The sequence below is a fragment of the Streptococcus oralis genome (assembly GCF_022749195.1).
In the GTDB taxonomy this organism is placed as follows: Bacteria; Bacillota; Bacilli; order Lactobacillales; family Streptococcaceae; genus Streptococcus; species Streptococcus oralis_CI.
In genome coordinates, this window is the sequence record NZ_CP094226.1 from 1145907 (window position 1) to 1163719 (window position 17813).

Genomic DNA, 17813 nt, shown 5'->3' on the forward strand with positions numbered 1-17813 from the left:
AGCCTTATTCGGAATCTGTGTACGGCCGTCTTCCTTCACATATGCAGACAAGTTCGCGCCGGCTTTGATCTTGGCGTCGAATGTTAATTCAACTGCTTGACCGCCATTGGCTTTCACTTGGTCTTCTGTAAGGGTCAAGGTAATCGTTTGACCTTCTACCTTGATTTGGCTAGCATCAAGAGCTTGACCATTCAATTTAGCACTTGAAGTTCCTGCGAACTCAAGAACATCTTCGATCTTATCGGTTACGCTGAAGGCTGTCGCATCTTGCGCTACTGTTGTTTTCACATTGTATGTGAAGACTTCATCACGTTTTGCGAGAGTTTCAGCTTCTTTGCCGTTCACATCTTTCTTGATTTCTGGCTCGTCTGGTGTTGGAGGTGTTACTGGGACTTCGTTAGAGTCCTTGTGCACACCTGGTTTGTGTGGGAAGCTTGCGTCATAAGAAGCCTTATTCGGAATCTGTGTACGGCCGTCTTCCTTCACATATGCAGACAAGTTCGCGCCGGCTTTGATCTTGGCGTCGAATGTTAATTCAACTGCTTGACCGCCATTGGCTTTCACTTGGTCTTCTGTAAGGGTCAAGGTAATCGTTTGACCTTCTACCTTGATTTGGCTAGCATCAAGAGCTTGACCATTCAATTTAGCACTTGAAGTTCCTGCGAATTCAAGAACATCTTCGATCTTATCGGTTACGCTGAAGGCTGTCGCATCTTGCGCTACTGTTGTTTTCACATTGTATGTGAAGACTTCATCACGTTTTGCGAGAGTTTCAGCTTCTTTGCCGTTCACATCTTTCTTGATTTCTGGCTCGTCTGGTGTTGGAGGTGTTACTGGGACTTCGTTAGAGTCCTTGTGCACACCTGGTTTGTGTGGGAAGCTTGCGTCATAAGAAGCCTTATTCGGAATCTGTGTACGGCCGTCTTCCTTCACATATGCAGACAAGTTCGCGCCGGCTTTGATCTTGGCGTCGAATGTTAATTCAACTGCTTGACCGCCATTGGCTTTCACTTGGTCTTCTGTAAGGGTCAAGGTAATCGTTTGACCTTCTACCTTGATTTGGCTAGCATCAAGAGCTTGACCATTCAATTTAGCACTTGAAGTTCCTGCGAATTCAAGAACGTCCACTAGGGTATCTGTGACTGAGAAAGCTGTCGCATCTTGCGCTACACTTGTTTTCACATTGTATGTGAAGACTTCATCACGTTTTGCGAGAGTTTCAGCTTCTTTGCCGTTCACATCTTTCTTGATTTCTGGCTCGTCTGGTGTTGGAGGTGTTACTGGGACTTCGTTAGAGTCCTTGTGCACACCTGGTTTGTGTGGGAAGCTTGCGTCATAAGAAGCCTTATTCGGAATCTGTGTACGGCCGTCTTCCTTCACATATGCAGACAAGTTCGCGCCGGCTTTGATCTTGGCGTCGAATGTTAATTCAACTGCTTGACCGCCATTGGCTTTCACTTGGTCTTCTGTAAGGGTCAAGGTAATCGTTTGACCTTCTACCTTGATTTGGCTAGCATCAAGAGCTTGACCATTCAATTTAGCACTTGAAGTTCCTGCGAACTCAAGAACATCTTCGATCTTATCGGTTACGCTGAAGGCTGTCGCATCTTGCGCTACACTTGTTTTCACATTATAAGTGAAGACTTCATCACGTTTTGCGAGGGTTTCTTCTGCCTTGCCGTTCACATCTTTCTTGATCTCTGGCTCGTCTGGTGTTGGAGGCGTTACTGGGACTTCGTTAGAGTCCTTGTGGTATTTTGGATTATGATCAATATCATAAGAAGCCTTATTCGGAATCTCTGTCTTACCATCTTTATTCACATAAGCTGATAAGTTGGCATTATCTCTAATCTTAGCCTTGAAATTCACTTCAATAGTCTTACCGGCATCTGCTTTTACAGAAGCTTCTGTAAAGGCAACTTTGATGACTTGACCAGAAAGTGTCACTGTCGCCTTCGATCCTGCATCCTCACCATCAAGTTTAACAGTGGCTGAAGCATTCTCACCAACAAATTCTAGAACTTCTTTCAACTCGTCTGTCATCTCAAACACAGTTGCGCTGGCAGGCATTGTTGTTTTCAAAGTATAAGTAAATTCTTCATTACGTTTTGCAAGATCATAACGTTCTGCTCCGTTTACTTCCTTCTTAAGCTCTGGAGTAGTGGTTGGTGGTGGTGTAACGGTAACTGGTTTTGATTCTTTCTTAGAATCAGGATTATCATTAATGATGTAGCTAGCAGTATTTGGTACTACCGGCTTGTCTTTTGATTCATTTGGATAAGCCGCTAAGAGTGCATCAAAGGTAATGCCTTCCTTCACCTTAGCCTTAAATGAAACTTGTACAGCTTTACCAGCATATTGTTTCACTTGCTCTTTACCAAATGTGACCGTCAAACGTTGACCTTCTGTTGTTACAGTGAGGTCTTGAACAGCTTGGCCATCAACAGTGACCGTTGCTTCTCCTTCAAATGCCAATTCTTTGACGATATCATCTGAAATGGTGAAGCTATCTGCCACATGTGGAACCGTTGAGTCAATCGTATAAGTAAAGATTTCTGATAACTTACCAAGATCTGCGTGTTCCTGACCATTCACCTTCTTCGTGATTGGTGGTGGTGTAACAGTGACCGGCTTGGTTTCTTTCTCACCTTGTTGGTCATTCTTGTTGGTGTAAGTAATCTTAGCTTTGTTCTCAATAGATGGAACAGTTGAGCCTTTCTTCACTTTGGCATGAATCACGAGCTCTACTTCTTGGTTACCGTAGTCACCCGCATTCGCAAAATCTTTCATCGTTGCAGTCACGGTTTGACCTTGAACTGTTACATCGAAGAATTTCGCTGCCGCTCCCTTGATTTCAGCTTGACCTGGAGTCAAGTTCTCATCCAAGGTATCCGTTACAACGAAGGACTTGTACGTTGTAATATCATTTGGCAATTTCGCTTTGATATTATAAGTAAAGTCGGTTTCCGCACCGATTGTTGCCTCTGTCAGTGTTTCGTTGATTTTCTTATCAACACCTGGTTCTGATGGAGGAGTTACGGTTACAGGTTTTGTTTCTTTTTCTCCGCTATGATCGTTCTTATCTGTGAAGCTGAACTTCGCAGTATTTGGAATGTTGATACGAGTCACTCCATCATTGATCTTAGCTGGAATAATCAATTCCACTTCTTGACCAGCAAGGTCTGTAGCGTTCGCAAAGTCCTTCATCGTTGCAGTCACGGTTTGACCCTCAACTGTTACATCGAAGAAGGCGGCAGCTGCTCCTTTGATAACTGGTTTGCTTGAAGTTTCATTGATAACTGACAAATCTCCTTCAAGTGTATCTGTAATCACAAATTTCTTGTAATCTGTAATATCGGTTGGAAGTTTTGTCTTAATGTTGTAGTTATACGCTTGACCTGTCGCGATATCTAAGTGATCAAGAGTTTCATTGATCTTCTTCGTTACAGGAGGTGGCGTTACGGTGACAGGTTTCTATTCAACTTCTTTCTCTACATTATTCTCATTTGTAAAGGAAATAGAAGCCTTGTTTTCAATGGTTGTGCCTGTCACACCATTTTTAACTTTTGCAGGAATGACTAGTTCAACAGTTGAGTATTTTGCAAGTTCACCAAACTGACCATCCTTCACCGTTGCCGTAATCTCTTGGCCATTGGTGTGGATATCAAAGAGGGCCGCTGCAGAACCTTTAATACTTACGTCTCCTGCAAGTTCCAAATTAGCATCCAGTGTATCACGAATCACAAATTTCTTGTAATTAGCAACATCACTTGGTACTGCTGTTGTAATATTGTAGTTGTATGGTTGCCCATCAAACGTTTGGAAGCTATCCAAGTTTTCATTGATTTTCTTATCAATCGTTGGTTCTTTTGGTTTTGGTGGGGTAACCGTTACTTCGTTAGATGTTTGTTTCACATCGTTCAAGATCACATCCGCTGTATTTGGTACTTTTACTTGACCATCTTTCTTGTATTTAGAAAGATCAGCACCTTTACGGATTTTCGCCTTAAAGGTTAATTCTACATATTGAATGTCTTTCACCTTACGGCGATTCACTTTACGAGTGATTTTTTCAAGATTAGTTTTGTCTAGTGTCAACGAAACGGTTTGACCTGAAACGGTTGTCGCACCTTTCAAATCAGCGTTATCTTTTCCACCGAGTTTTACATTCAAACTATCTGCTTGAACTTCTAACTCTGGAACAACTGTATCTGTCAGCGTAAAGTTGTCCGCAATACCTGGCCATGGAGCAGTCACCTTGTACTCAAAGAGTTCCTCTTCTGCCTTCAAATCTTCATGTTCTTTGTCATTAACCTTCTTCGTAATCTCTGTTACTACTGGCGGTTTCACGTAAACTGGATTTGAACGGCGAATGGTACTTGGTTTGGTATCTGTCTTGGCATGCGCATCTTGGTTTGGTTGATTGTCATCACCATTCCACATGATGTTCCCTTGGTTTAGGAGACCAAATCCATTACTTTCCTGAAGGAGAGCCATGAATTCTTTACTTGATTGATTATTGCGGTATTGTTCTTTCAAACGAACCTTAATGGTCATTTGAGCTTTCTTCAATACCAAGTAATTATAGTTGGATCCTTTAGCAGGAACATCCGCAACCACGACACTTTGAGGGTTGCCTTCTGAATCATCTTGACTAACTACACGAGTGGTCCATTTTTCTCCATTTGGTCCAGTAGCTGAACTTTCAACCACTTCCAAACGGTAGTCAAGTGGGTCTGTCAACATGACGTTCTTTTCAAATTCGTAGGCTACGTTATTGAAGTTGTAATCAAGAGTATAGGTGAACTCCTCTGCCTTGTCTGACAATTGTGCAGAATAGGCTTTTTTCTTTGTCAAACCAAGTGGGTCATCAATTTCTCCCAAGTCATTACTCTTATCTGCGTCGGTAATTCTCTTCGTGACACTTGGGTAACAGTACTCGAGTTTTTGAACTTCAACTTTTTCATTACGTCCACCGATTTTTTGAGTTGAAAATTCACCTGTCTTGAAGACACCCGTCAATTCAGGAACTGTAACTTCTTCGTTTACAGGTTTATAGTCAGCTGGCGGATCAACTTCATCTTCTTCATTCGTTTCAGGAGCACGAGCTTCCTTACTCAAATCATAGTCGAAATTGTTATTACCTGGATTGAAGACACTATCAGGTACATAGATTGTGACATTGTCACCTTCTTGATTGATTCGACCACGAATTTGTTTTGATGGATCTGTGACTTTTTCAACAACTGTTTTACCATTGATTCGAACAGCATCAACCTTATACCCAGGTGTAACAGTGAACTCGCCCTTGATGTCTTCCTTGATCAACGCAGCTCCAACAGATTCTAGAACTCGACTTGAGAACTTATTGATATCGCTTTGTTCATTAACATAGAAAGAAACATTCTTACCATTAATATTTTTAGCTGGAGAAGCCATCCCCTCTAATGCTTCATGGAAGATATCTTGAACTGAACGGTTGTCACCGATATCAAAGTATTTTGAATAACCTTCTTTATATGTGTCATAATACTGAGCTTTAGAGTTTGCAAAGATTGATACGTCTTCCCAGAAACCTACTACTACAGTCCCTTCAGAACCAACAACATTTTGAAGTCTTGTAGATGCTTCCTTAACCTCTTTCACACGCCCTAAAACGTTTTGGGCTGCTTCAGTTAGCTCATCAAAATTCCAAGCACGTGTAAGAATATTGTTACGATAGTCGCTGTACTCTAGACGAACCTTACCATCCGGGTCACGTTTCCCGTTGGCAACTCCATCCGTAATCAAAAGGAAGATGGTCTTACGACCGTTAGCCATATTCCCTTTTCTTTGATTATATTGAGCGATGACATCGTCAATAGCTGGAACTGTAGGGGTTCCTCCTGCTACCTTAATATTATTAATGAATTGATGGATATCATTTTGATCTGAAGACAAGTTGCTAGACTTGTATTTGTAATCATAATCAGCTCCCCAACTACCATAAGTATCTTTACGACCTGTAAAATCATTATTGTAGTAATAGTTGTATCCATCAGCACCTTGGAAGGTTGCCATCATAACTCGGTCTGATGTATCCGGGTTATCAGTCTTAACCAAACGAGGATTATTCTCATCATAATTTTCTTCACTGACAAATGTTGTCAATGTTTTTAAGGCATTTTGGACATTAGGAATGGTGTTCTTGAACGATCCACTCGCATCCTGAAGGATAACTAAGTCGACCGGTTTACGTGGAACTGTCCACTTTGTTTTGTCCGATTTCTTTATCTTACGATAACATCCATTCTGGATAATTTCCGTATTATCTCCTACTCGAATTACCTCAGTTTCATCAGCCGCACCACGACCGAAACGTAAACTAGCTAATCCTAATGGCACAGAGAGAAACAGAATCGTAAACAGAATGGAGACCTTTTTAATGAAATCTCTCATAATTTTCTCTGAAATCCTATTGCGATTTCTTCTTCCTCCTTTTTTCTGAAATAGATGTATGTTAGTTTAGCAGTTCTTGTAACTCTTTCGAGAAATTTTCAGCAGTGGTATGATTTACTAATACATTCTTTACCTGTTGCTGTTTTGTCACAAGATACATACTTGGTATGGTTTGAACCTGTAAAAGATCGGCTGCGGACTGATCTTCGTCATAATAATACGGGAAAGTATATCCTTTTTCTTTGATATACTGATCAGCAGTTTCCTTTGTTTCTTTTCCTGGTTCGTTCATATTCAGAAGAACAAAATGAATTTGATCTCCATACTTTTCATACATCTGCTGAACAATGGGTAGTTGTTTCTGGCAATGCGGACACCAACTAGCCCATTCGACAACTAATATAGGTTTATCATACAGTTCCGAGATAGCAATCAATTTTCCATCTTGAGAGGTCATTTTAAATTCTGGAAGTTGTTGACCTTTTAAACTCAAAGCTGAATTGTTCTCATCACTTGAAGTCGATTGCGAAACTGAAGACGTTCCTATATCTCCATCCTTAGTGGGTCTAGTGAAATAAATTAAACCCACCACTAAAGCTATGATGACTCCTACTGCTAAAAATGGAAGCCACCACTTGTCTTTTTTCATAATATCTCCTTTCTATTAAGATGTGAAAGCGAGTTAGGTACTTTCAAATTTTGGACTTAAGCCCACTCTAACCCAAATATCATTTTATCATTTTGAAATCTTTATTTCAATAAATTTTATCGTAATTTTTCCTATTAATTACTAAGAAAATTAAGAAAAAATAAAATTTATAATAAATTAACTTAAATGTGGTGGTTTCAGCACTAATATTTCTAGATTTTTACCAACATCAGATTAGAATCATCATTATTCTGTCTATAATAAATTAGCCATACAACTTTTTATACAGGACAACTTAAAAAGCAGTTCACATCTGAACTGCTTTTTTGCTATTCTGTCCCTTCCTTCTTTTCTTCATTTTTAACTGAAGCTGGTTCATAAGCTCGTATGATTTGAGCGACAACTGGATGGCGAACCACATCTTTGGCTGAAAAATGAACAAAGTCGATTTGGTGAATATTCTTAAGCTTTTCTTGAGCATCAATCAAACCGGACTTAACATTGCGTGGTAGGTCAATCTGGCTGATATCTCCATTGACAATCATCTTCGAATTAAAGCCTAAACGAGTCAGGAACATCTTCATCTGCATGATGGTCGTATTTTGTGCCTCATCTAAAATGACAAAGGCATCATCCAAGGTCCGCCCACGCATGTAGGCAAGGGGCGCGATTTCGATAATTTCACGCTCCATGAGACGGGTCGTCTGATCTTTGCCGAGAATCTGATACAAGGCATCGTAAACTGGTCGAAGATAAGGATCCACCTTCTCCTTGAGATCACCTGGAAGAAATCCTAGACTCTCACCTGCTTCCACTGCTGGACGAGTCAGGATAATTCGCTTGACCTGCCCACGTTTAAGGGCCGTTACTGCCAAGGTCACTGCAAGAAAGGTCTTCCCTGTCCCTGCTGGCCCAATTCCAAAGGTCACATCATGCTGTTTGACACTATCCACATAAAGTTTTTGACCCAAGGTTTTGACACGGATGGGTTTCCCAGTATTGTCTTTAATAATTTCTTCTTCGTAAAGGGCGACAAACTTGTCAATTTCATCGTTTTTGACCATGCTAATCGCAGTCACCACATCTGGCGTGCCAACGGTCATTCCACGATTTACCAAGACCATCAAAGCCTGAATAACCTGACGGGCTTCCTCACAGGTAGACTCTTCTCCGATAACCTGCACAATCTCCGTACGAGCATGAATCACCACATCGAGCTCTTCTTCCATCAAACGAAGATGGCGCTCATTGGAACCAAAAAGATGGAACAAGTCATCTGGGTGACTTAGTTGAATGTCTATTGAATGTTCCTTCAAATAAAGAACCTCTCTAATCCGTTTATTTCTTTTTATTATAGCAAAGAGAACAATAAAATACTAGCCTCATCTCATTGTCTCTAGTGTTCTAAGTATTCTTGCCAGATGGCGTCAAAGTCTCCTAGGTTAAAAGAGAAGCTGGCATGCTCCTCCAAAAAGCGACTCACCTCATCAAAATCATCCGTGTGTTTTGGAAAGGCTGACTCCTCAAAAGCGAGGTCTGCCAAGATGGCTTTGGGACTGTTACTTTTAGGATTGCGCTCGGTCATGAGCCAAGTGTAAAATGATTTTCTCAATTCTTTCTCCTATCAAGAGTTTTTTGATGACACTTTTCTGATTCTTGAAAATTACTGGACTTAGCCTTTGATACGTAGTGGTTTATAAAATCTGTTTTAGCATCAGTATAGGCGTCTCGATTGTGTTCAAATTTTTTCCACAAACTTAGTTTTAATTCCTGATACGCTTGGGCAATATCTGGATGCTGGCAGAGATAATCTCTAAAATAAATCTCGTCATGATCTCCCGTTATTCGCAAATGTAGATGAAAAACTTTCTCAGCAAATCCCTGCTCTGTATATCCTTTATTTAGCGAAATCCTGTTAGGACTCTCCGACATTACTAGCCAACCATTCTTCACCAATAAATCCCTAACTCTTGCTAAATCCTCTATTCTACCTACTTCTAACAGAATATCAACGATATTTTTGGCCCAAATATTAGGGATAGCAGTGCTACCGATATGTTCTATTCTTTTAATAACATTTGCACCCAATATTTTTTTCAGACTTGTTTTTTCCGATTCATACCAGTCTTTCCACTCTGACTTGTGCTCTACTAGAAAAATAGGAAAAAGTTGCCAGAGTTCCTCTAAACTCATTTCTTCAAGTTTCTTTATCATGTCTATAAGGTTTAAATCAACTCTGTACCAAACTGGTCTTGCTTGATTTTACCAGCCTTCATCAAGCCACCGAGTGCTTTCTTGAACTGACCTTTAGAGATACCAAAGGTTGCCTTGATATCCTCAGGAGACGACTTATCATTCAAGGTCATGAAACCGCCATTGCTTTCCAAGTAGGTCAAAATCATCTGAGCATCATTTTCCAACATTTCAAAGGAACGTGGTTTGAGGGATAGGTTCAAGGTACGATCCACTTCACGGAAACCGATGACACGCGCATCTAGCACTTGCCCCAAACGTGGCTCTGCGTAGCGCTCACTTGGGTGAATGAAACCAAGCATGTTATTCTCTGGTAGGTATACAAAAGTTCCTGACAGCTTGAGACGGTAAACAATGGCTGGCCAGTTTTGGTTCTGCATGTTGTTGTAGGCAGGACGAGCCAGACGTTGGAAGTCTTCCTGATACGCCAAAAGTCCCCAGATTCGGTCTTTCTTGTCCACTTCAAGACGGATGTAAAGTTTATCACCTTTCTTAGGCCAGAGTTCCTTGAGCTCAGGGAGGATATCGAGTGACACAACGATTTCCTTATCAGGTAGACCGGTATCGACAAAGACACCCAAGTCCTTTCGAACTTCTGTTACGGTTCCCCAACCAAATTGGTCCTGAGTGGCAGTCACTTCTATGGTTGTCAGACGGAGCTTTTGCTTCATATCCGTGTAGGCAAAACCTTTGACCGTATCCCCTACTGTATGTTGGCCTTCTTCCTTGGCAAGGGCGTAAGTCTGACCATCCTTTTGCACAAAGTAAAAACGGTCATTTTCATCGATGATGAGTCCAACGATAAAACTTGCAAGATTTGTATTCATATTTCCTTCTTTCGAATAAAACTCAGCCAGCAATGCCAACTGAGTTTTTCTGTTTATTTTTAGACTTCCAAGATTTCTTTTTCTTTATTGGCAGTCATGTCGTCGATGTGTTTCACAGCATCGTCTGTTACTTTTTGAATATCTTTTTCAAGAGTCTTCAATTCGTCTTCAGTGATTTCTTTTGCTTTTTCTTGTTTCTTAGCTTCATCCATAGCATCACGGCGGATATTGCGGACAGCCACTTTAGCATTTTCACCGACCTTCTTCACTTCTTTGGCAAGGTCACGACGAGTCTCTTCTGTAAGAGCAGGGATAACCAAGCGGATCACAGAACCGTCATTAGCTGGTGTAATACCAAGATCAGAAGCGTTCAAGGCACGTTCGATGTCTTTCAATGAAGACTTGTCAAATGGTGTTACCAACAAAACACGTGCTTCTGGAATAGTAATAGAAGCGATTTGGTTAAGAGGAGTTTCTACTCCATAGTATTCTACGTGGATTCGGTCTAGCAAGCTTGCATTGGCACGACCGGCACGGATTCCACCAAATTCACGAGCAAGTGATTGGTGAGACTGGGTCATTCTCTCTTTAGCTTTTTCTACAATTGCATTAGCCATAATTTTCTTATTCCTTTTCTTCGATATTGTTTGAAACTGTTGTTCCGATATTTTCACCAAATACGACACGTTTGATGTTGCCTGGTTGGTTCATATTGAAGACAACCAAGTCAATGTCGTTGTCCATAGAGAGGGTTGAAGCAGTTGAGTCCATGATACGAAGACCTTTATTGATAACATCACGGTGGGTCAATTCTTCAAACTTAACGGCAGTTTTGTCTTTCTTAGGATCGGCATTGTAAACACCGTCTACGCCATTTTTAGCCATAAGGATGGCATCCGCTTCGATTTCAGCTGCACGAAGGGCTGCTGTTGTATCTGTTGAGAAGTAAGGTGAACCAATCCCAGCACCAAAGATAACGATACGACCCTTTTCAAGGTGGCGAAGGGCACGTCCACGTACATAAGGTTCTGCCACTTGTTGCATCGCAATGGCAGTTTGCACACGCGTATCGACACCAACTTGTTGCAATGAATCTGCCATCACAAGAGCATTCATCACGGTCCCAAGCATTCCAGTGTAATCTGCCTGAACACGGTCCATTCCTGCTTCTGCAGCAGGTTCCCCGCGCCAGAGATTTCCTCCACCAATAACAAGGGCAATTTCGATACCTAAGCTATGAACTTCTTGAATCTCTTTTGCGATTGTTTGAACTGTTTGGATATCAATCCCTACGCCACGTTCACCGGCAAGGGCTTCACCTGATAACTTGATTAAAATACGTTTATACTTGGGATTCGCCATTTTTACTCTCCTTTTTTTATCCTACCTATTTTATCACAATTTCTAAGATTTTTATAGTATCATGAGCAATTCTTTCAAAAAAATTAAACCGTTAAAAATTCCTCTAAGTCGGTAAGAGCACGCTCTGCAATTTTTTCATAACGAGCTTTTTTATCACGGATACGCTCGCCTTCCAACTCCTTGATAATCCCAAAATTGACATTCATCGGTTGGAAATGTTTGCTGTCCGCATGAGTGATGTAATGAGCTAGACTTCCGATCGCTGTGGTCTCTGGGAAGATTGCTTCACTTTCACCCTTGAAGAGACGAGCCGCGTTAATCCCCGCAACTAATCCTGAAGCTGCTGACTCAACATAGCCTTCCACACCCGTCATCTGACCAGCAAAGAAGAGGTTGGGTTGTTTCTTAGAACGATAGGTTTGCTCAAGAAGATTTGGTGAATCCATATAAGAATTGCGATGCATGACCCCATAACGGACAAACTCAGCATTTTCAAGACCTGGAATCATTTGGAAGACACGCTTTTGTTCTCCCCATTTGAGGTGGGTTTGGAAACCGACGATATTGTAGAGGCTACCAGCCGCATTGTCCTGACGAAGCTGGACAACTGCATACGGTGTTTTGAACTCCCCGTCACGAGGGCCTGTATAATCGTCTGGATACTCCAAACCGACTGGCTTCATCGGACCATAAAGCATGGTTTTAATGCCACGCTTGGCCATGACTTCGATAGGCATACAACCTTCAAAGTACTTTTCTTTTTCAAACGAATTCAGCGGTGCTTCTTCAGCATTGACCAAGGCTTCATGAAAATCCATAAATTCTTGTTTAGTCATTGGAGCGTTGAGATAGGCTGCTTCTCCCTTGTCATAACGAGACTTGAGATAGACCTTGCTCATATCGATAGTATTGACATCGACAATAGGCGCCGCTGCGTCGTAGAAATAGAATCCATCGCCGTCATTAAGGGCATGAATCTTCTCAGCTAGAGCATCGCTGGTCAAAGGACCAGTAGCAACCACTGTAATAACATCAGTCGGTAATTCTGTAATTTCATCACGAACCACTTCAATCAAGGGATGATTGGCTACTTTTTCGGTCACCATTTGAGAGAAACCATCGCGGTCCACCGCAAGCGCCCCGCCTGCAGGAACACGTGTAGCTTCAGCAGATTCCAAAATGACAGAACCCAGGCGACGCATTTCTTCCTTGAGAAGTCCAACAGCATTGGTCAAAGCATCCCCACGCAAGGAATTGGAACAAACCAATTCAGCAAAATTGTCTGTTTTGTGCTGAGGTGTTGACTTGACCCCACGCATTTCATAGAGTTTAACTGGAATACCGCGTTCTGCGATTTGGTAAGCTGCTTCAGAACCTGCCAAACCAGCACCGATAACATTGATATAAGATTGAGACATGACACTAATACCTCTTTGGGTGGAACCTAAGTTCATATCAAAACAAGCTACTAGACTATTTGACACCCACAAATCTTTCTAAATTCATACTTGGTCCATTATACCAAAAAACTAAGTAAAAAGACAGACAGGAGAATTCCTGAATGTCTTTCAAAAATTATTCTTTATTGAAACTGAATATCTTCCGACCCAGTTTTCTTTCATATTTTATACTAAAACGTACTTCAGTATTCTTAGGTAATTTTTCAATTTCAACTATTTGAGCAAGTACGTATTGAAAATCAGAATCAGTCCAATTGTCAATATCCTCATCAGTTAATTGAAGGTTTTGTTTTCGTACCTCTTTTATATCAATGTCTATGTCAATACCAAAGGTAGAACGATTGTCAGCAACCCTTTTCAAAAGTAGATCACGATTACGAACAAGCGTCTCTTCATAAAGATTGTTGACTCTACTTGGGTCTAGGTCCTCAATTAAGGGAGTAAGTTCTTCTATATCCGTTTTCAAAATTGCTTCTCTTTTATCTCTCTCTTCAAGACGGGTTTTAGGGTTGCCGCTATATTCTTCTTTCGGTTTCAAAGAATAATAGGAGTCAAAGGAGTCCAATTCAACTGAGTTTTTAATATAAAGCTTCCTAATTGCATCATCGCTTAAATATGTTGAAGTCAAGCTACCACTTTGAAGTAATATATTATAAGCTTCCTCAAGTCGGTCATAGTTCTCATCACCAGAAACATACTCCATTTCTAAACGGTAGACTGTTTTCTTGGAAAAACCAAAGAAAATTTTCTTTTCAACTTCTTTAAGTCTCGGATTGTATTTAAGGACTGGAGTGCTATCAACATAATCTTTTTCAAAATCCACATAGACATCAACAAATTTCTTATTTCCTTTAATGTAAATTGGAGATCCCTGATAACCAAAGGTATCAGCTGTCGAGTATCCTTCTGCTTCTAACCCTGCAGCTTCTACTACAGAACGAATGTTTGAAATAGCTGTCTTAGCTAAATCACGATCGACTCTGTTGTTACATGCAGACAACATAAATAATGTGAGAATAGGAAACAGTAAACCAATTACCTTCTTAATCACTTTGCTTTTCATTTCCCCTCCAAATAAGCATTCGTAGTAAAATACTTATGATTGCTATATTCACTTCGGGAAGAAGGCAAACTTCCCTGTTTAGTCATTTTATTGATTTTCTTCCCATTCGTGGTAGGCAGCGTAAAGTTGGCTTTTATTCCACTGGTAGAGTTTCGCAACTTCCTTAATGGCTTGATTTTTCTTCATGCCTTGCTGGATACGAGCTTGGATTTCTGAAAACAAGTCCTCCTCGTCCTTTTCCTCCACATCCTGACTGGCACCTTCAACGATGAGAAGGCATTCGCCCTTGAGTGGCGTTTCAGCTATGCTTTCTAGTAGCTCTGAAATCTTTCCTCGTTGGTATTCTTCATAGATTTTGGTCAATTCCCTGACCAAGACTACCGAGCGGTCACCGTAGACTTCTAGCATATTTTCCAATGTATCTGATACACGGTGGGGCGATTCGTAGAAAATCTGAGTTTCTGGGTAATCTTTTTTTAAGTCGAAAAATTGCTTTTGCTGGCCTGATTTTCTCGGTAAGAAACCGTGAAAGATATGTGGTTGTGGAGCTAAACCACTGGCAATCAAAGCAGAAATCCCTGCAGAGGCACCCGGAACTGTCACTACTGCAATTTCTTCCTCAATAGCTGCCTTAACCAAATCATGACCAGGGTCCGAGATACTAGGCAGACCCGCATCGGATACCTGAGCGATACTTTGTCCTGCTTTCAAGAAACCAATCAAATCAGGAATTTTTTCCTTGGCATTGTGCTCGTGAAAACTAATCTGCTTGGTGGAAATGTCAAAATGCTTGAGCAAAAGTCCTGTATTGCGCGTGTCCTCAGCTGCAATCCAGTCCACTTCTTTCAAGGTCTGAATGGCACGAAAGGTCATGTCATCTAGATTGCCAATCGGTGTTGCCACTAGATAAAGTTTGCCATATGGAGATTGTCCCTTAAAACTTTTTTGAATCTGCATGCCTACTCCCTGTACAACAACTCGTCACAGAACATACATTCCTCGTCCTGCTCTCGGCGTTGTCCATAAAAATCATTACATACGTGAAAACCGTCCTTATAGATTCGACGGACGCTTTCACGAACATGCTTAGCCTTGACGGGAGTATCTGCTTCCACCTCGCCCAAGCGTTCGCGCAACTTACTATTTTCCAAGCGAAGAGCTGTATTTTCCTCTACCAGGCTCTTGAGATTTTTCTTGATGGCTTCCACATCGGCCAAGGTCACCAGTAACTGTTGGGAAAAATCATCCAGCGCGTCAAATAATTCTTTCTTGTCCATAAACCAGCTCTTTCCTTTCTTTATCGTTCATTTTTGAGTTTATATTTCTTTCAAGACCAGATATTCCATGGCATTTTGAAAGCTAACATTGGCTTGCCACATTTTTCTGGCTTCTAGCAAATCTTGTAAAATCTGTCGAATCCTTGCTTGCAAGAGATCCTGCCCACAGAGCACTTCGAGGATTCGCAAAACCTGATCTTGTTTTTCCTTGTCATCTGCCAAGCTGGCTAATTTAGCAACTTGGAGATAACTTTCTTTTTTCTCAGCTAATAACCAGGTCAGCAAGCGTTCACTCTCATCCACCAAGGTCCAAAAACTAGCCTGATTGACCAACTTTTCAGCTTCAGCACGCGATTGACTAAACTGAGCTAAAAGAGTTGCTTTTTTCTTGACCAGACCTGCTTGTTCTAATTGATGGATGAGCTTTTCTTCTTGCTTTTTAAAATGGAAAATCTGGGTCCGACTTCGGATAGTTGGCAAGATTTTTTCCTCATCGCTGGTCAAGAAGAAAATATAAACTTCACTCTGGGGTTCTTCGATGACCTTGAGCAGAGAATTAGCTGCGTTTGGATGCATTTTCTCAGCTTGCTCGATAATAAAAATCTGTTGTTGGCTTTCAATCCCTGCTTGAGAAAACTGGCCCACCAATTCCCGAATACGTTCTGTCTTGATGACCTGATTGACTGGCTTAATCAAGGTAACATCTGGAAACTCTTCCTGTTCAATCAGCTTGCAGTTTCGGCATTTCTCACATGGTAAAACGCCTACTTTATCCGTACAAAAGAGGCTCTTAGCCAAAAACTGCGCCATTTCCAAGCTTCCAAAGAAACCTGAAAAGAGATAGGCGTGATTGAGCTGGTCTTGTTCTAGGATACGGACAAAGCGGTCAAACTGGTCTGGCTGCCAAGCCTTTAATTCTTCTTGTTTCATTTAGCCAAGCCCATTCTATCAAACAAGACAGCCTTGGTAGTTTCCACAACTTGTTCCAAAGGGAGACTAGCATCAATCTTGACAATGCGATTTCCTTCTTTGTCCAGAAGAGAAAGGTAGCCTTGACGGACTTTTTTATGCAAGTCCAACCCTTCCAAGTCCAAACGATTGACCTCCCGGTCACTATTAGCAGCAATGCGAGCCAGTCCCTCTTCCACCTCAATGTCAAAATAAAGTGTCAAATCGGGTTTGAGGCCATCTGTAGCAAAATGATTGAGCCAGTCAATGGCTTCAATGTCCAAGCCACGACCAAATCCCTGATAAGCAACAGAACTATCGATGAAGCGGTCCATAATGACCAACTTGCCAGCTTCAAGGGCTGGAAGAACTTTTTCCACCAAATGCTGTCTGCGACTGGCGATATAGAGAAGGAGTTCTGTCTTAGCATCCATCTGAGTATGACTTGGATCTAAAATCACTTCCCGAATCTTCTCCCCAATCAAGACTCCGCCTGGCTCACGGGTCGTCAGCACCTCTACTCCGTTTTCCTCTAAAATTGGGAGTAGAGCCTCTAAAACACTGGTCTTGCCTGCTCCCTCTGGTCCCTCAAGAGAGACTAAAAATCCTTTTGACATGTCTAACTCATTTCTTTTTTTCTACCTTCTATTCTATCAAAAAAATAGGTTTTTGTGACAATCTTTTTGCGTCTTCTCCATTCAATCGATCATAAAAGAGGTTGGGAGTCAACCAACCTCTTATTTACCTAGTTCTTGTGTTCGTTTATAGGCTTGATGAACTGCGTCCATGACTGTTCCTCTAAAGGCATGTTCTTCCAGACTTGCTACACCAGCGATAGTCGAACCTCCTGGGCTACAAACTTGGTCTTTCAAGACTCCAGGATGTTGCTGACTTTCGAGGACCATTTGTCCAGCGCCGACTACTGTCTGGGCTGCCATTTTCAAAGCCATTTCTCGTGGCAATCCTGTCTGTACACCCGCATCTGCCAAAGCCTCGATAAAGAGATAGACAAAAGCTGGTCCACAACCTGCGAGACCTGTCGCCGCATCGATTAAACTATCTCTCAGCTCAACCAAGAGACCAGCCTTGGCTAATAATTGACAAAAGAGTTCACTGTCCTCAGCACGACAATTTGCTGACATGGCATAACTAATCACTCCTTGCCCGATAGCCACTGGAGTATTGGGCATGATGCGAATGATTCGGTGGTGACTGGGAAGAAGTCTAGCCAGTTTTTCCAAGGTCAATCCAGCTGCCATGGAAATCAAAAGAAGACTCTCTCTTTTTCCAAGGATGGTCTGGTATTGAGAAAGCAAGTCTGAGAACTGAGCAGGCTTAACACCTAGAAAAATCACATCTGCTTCTGCAAAAATTTCTTCATTGCTGGAAGCCTGACCGCCGAAGTTGGCGATGAAAGCATCTACTTTTGCTTGACTACGATTGGCAAGGAGAATCTGAGCACCCATCTTGGCCTGCCAGACAGCCTTGGCCAAGCTAGCTCCCATATTCCCCAAGCCGATAAATCCAATCTTCATC

General features: G+C 41.6%; 14 protein-coding genes and 1 pseudogene. All 15 read right to left on the minus strand.

Annotated features, from left to right (window positions below; genetic code table 11):
• Window positions 1–3 precede the first annotated feature (3 nt).
• A pseudogene (gene padA, locus MP387_RS05590) lies at window positions 4–6438 on the minus strand (LPXTG-anchored isopeptide-forming adhesin PadA); the annotation flags it as partial.
• Between the two features lie 61 nt (window positions 6439–6499).
• Window positions 6500–7087, minus strand: a complete 588-nt coding sequence (locus MP387_RS05595) for a TlpA family protein disulfide reductase (protein ID WP_242745659.1) — start codon at window positions 7085–7087, stop codon at window positions 6500–6502.
• A gap of 329 nt (window positions 7088–7416) precedes the next feature.
• The gene (locus tag MP387_RS05600; RefSeq protein WP_125414487.1) at window positions 7417–8403 is read right to left on the minus strand and encodes a PhoH family protein; all 987 of its coding nucleotides are present in this window, start codon (window positions 8401–8403) and stop codon (window positions 7417–7419) included.
• Window positions 8404–8483: 80 nt separating this feature from the next.
• A complete protein-coding gene (locus tag MP387_RS05605; RefSeq protein ID WP_001232084.1) occupies window positions 8484–8699 on the minus strand; it encodes a YozE family protein in 216 nt (71 codons plus the stop codon).
• Window positions 8696–9301 carry a GrpB family protein gene (locus MP387_RS05610; protein ID WP_125414488.1) on the minus strand — a complete coding sequence of 202 codons (606 nt, stop codon included), beginning with the start codon at window positions 9299–9301 and terminating at the stop codon, window positions 8696–8698. Before MP387_RS05610 ends, MP387_RS05605 begins: the two co-directional genes overlap by 4 nt.
• An 11-nt stretch (window positions 9302–9312) precedes the next feature.
• The gene (gene cvfB / locus MP387_RS05615) at window positions 9313–10167 is read right to left on the minus strand and encodes an RNA-binding virulence regulatory protein CvfB (RefSeq protein ID WP_125414489.1); all 855 of its coding nucleotides are present in this window, start codon (window positions 10165–10167) and stop codon (window positions 9313–9315) included.
• 59 nt (window positions 10168–10226) lie between these two features.
• The gene (frr, locus tag MP387_RS05620; RefSeq protein WP_001262235.1) at window positions 10227–10784 is read right to left on the minus strand and encodes a ribosome recycling factor; all 558 of its coding nucleotides are present in this window, start codon (window positions 10782–10784) and stop codon (window positions 10227–10229) included.
• Window positions 10785–10791: 7 nt separating this feature from the next.
• On the minus strand, window positions 10792–11529 hold the full coding sequence (pyrH, locus tag MP387_RS05625) for a UMP kinase (protein WP_000002996.1): 738 nt from the start codon (window positions 11527–11529) through the stop codon (window positions 10792–10794).
• Window positions 11530–11612: 83 nt separating this feature from the next.
• Window positions 11613–12947, minus strand: a complete 1335-nt coding sequence (gene trmFO, locus MP387_RS05630; protein WP_242745661.1) for a methylenetetrahydrofolate--tRNA-(uracil(54)-C(5))-methyltransferase (FADH(2)-oxidizing) TrmFO — start codon at window positions 12945–12947, stop codon at window positions 11613–11615.
• Between the two features lie 157 nt (window positions 12948–13104).
• Complete coding sequence (locus MP387_RS05635) at window positions 13105–14052, minus strand: hypothetical protein (protein WP_242745663.1); 948 nt, start codon at window positions 14050–14052, stop codon at window positions 13105–13107.
• 87 nt (window positions 14053–14139) lie between these two features.
• Complete coding sequence (gene rsmI, locus MP387_RS05640; RefSeq protein ID WP_242745664.1) at window positions 14140–15009, minus strand: 16S rRNA (cytidine(1402)-2'-O)-methyltransferase; 870 nt, start codon at window positions 15007–15009, stop codon at window positions 14140–14142.
• 2 nt (window positions 15010–15011) lie between these two features.
• Window positions 15012–15329: a DNA replication initiation control protein YabA gene (gene yabA / locus MP387_RS05645; protein ID WP_000358229.1), complete on the minus strand. Its 318-nt coding sequence runs from the start codon at window positions 15327–15329 to the stop codon at window positions 15012–15014.
• 39 nt (window positions 15330–15368) lie between these two features.
• Complete coding sequence (locus MP387_RS05650; protein ID WP_242745665.1) at window positions 15369–16259, minus strand: DNA polymerase III subunit delta'; 891 nt, start codon at window positions 16257–16259, stop codon at window positions 15369–15371.
• Window positions 16256–16894: a dTMP kinase gene (gene tmk, locus MP387_RS05655; RefSeq protein WP_070568849.1), complete on the minus strand. Its 639-nt coding sequence runs from the start codon at window positions 16892–16894 to the stop codon at window positions 16256–16258. Before tmk ends, MP387_RS05650 begins: the two co-directional genes overlap by 4 nt.
• A gap of 120 nt (window positions 16895–17014) precedes the next feature.
• Complete coding sequence (proC, locus tag MP387_RS05660) at window positions 17015–17812, minus strand: pyrroline-5-carboxylate reductase (RefSeq protein ID WP_242745667.1); 798 nt, start codon at window positions 17810–17812, stop codon at window positions 17015–17017.
• Window position 17813: the final 1 nt, after the last annotated feature.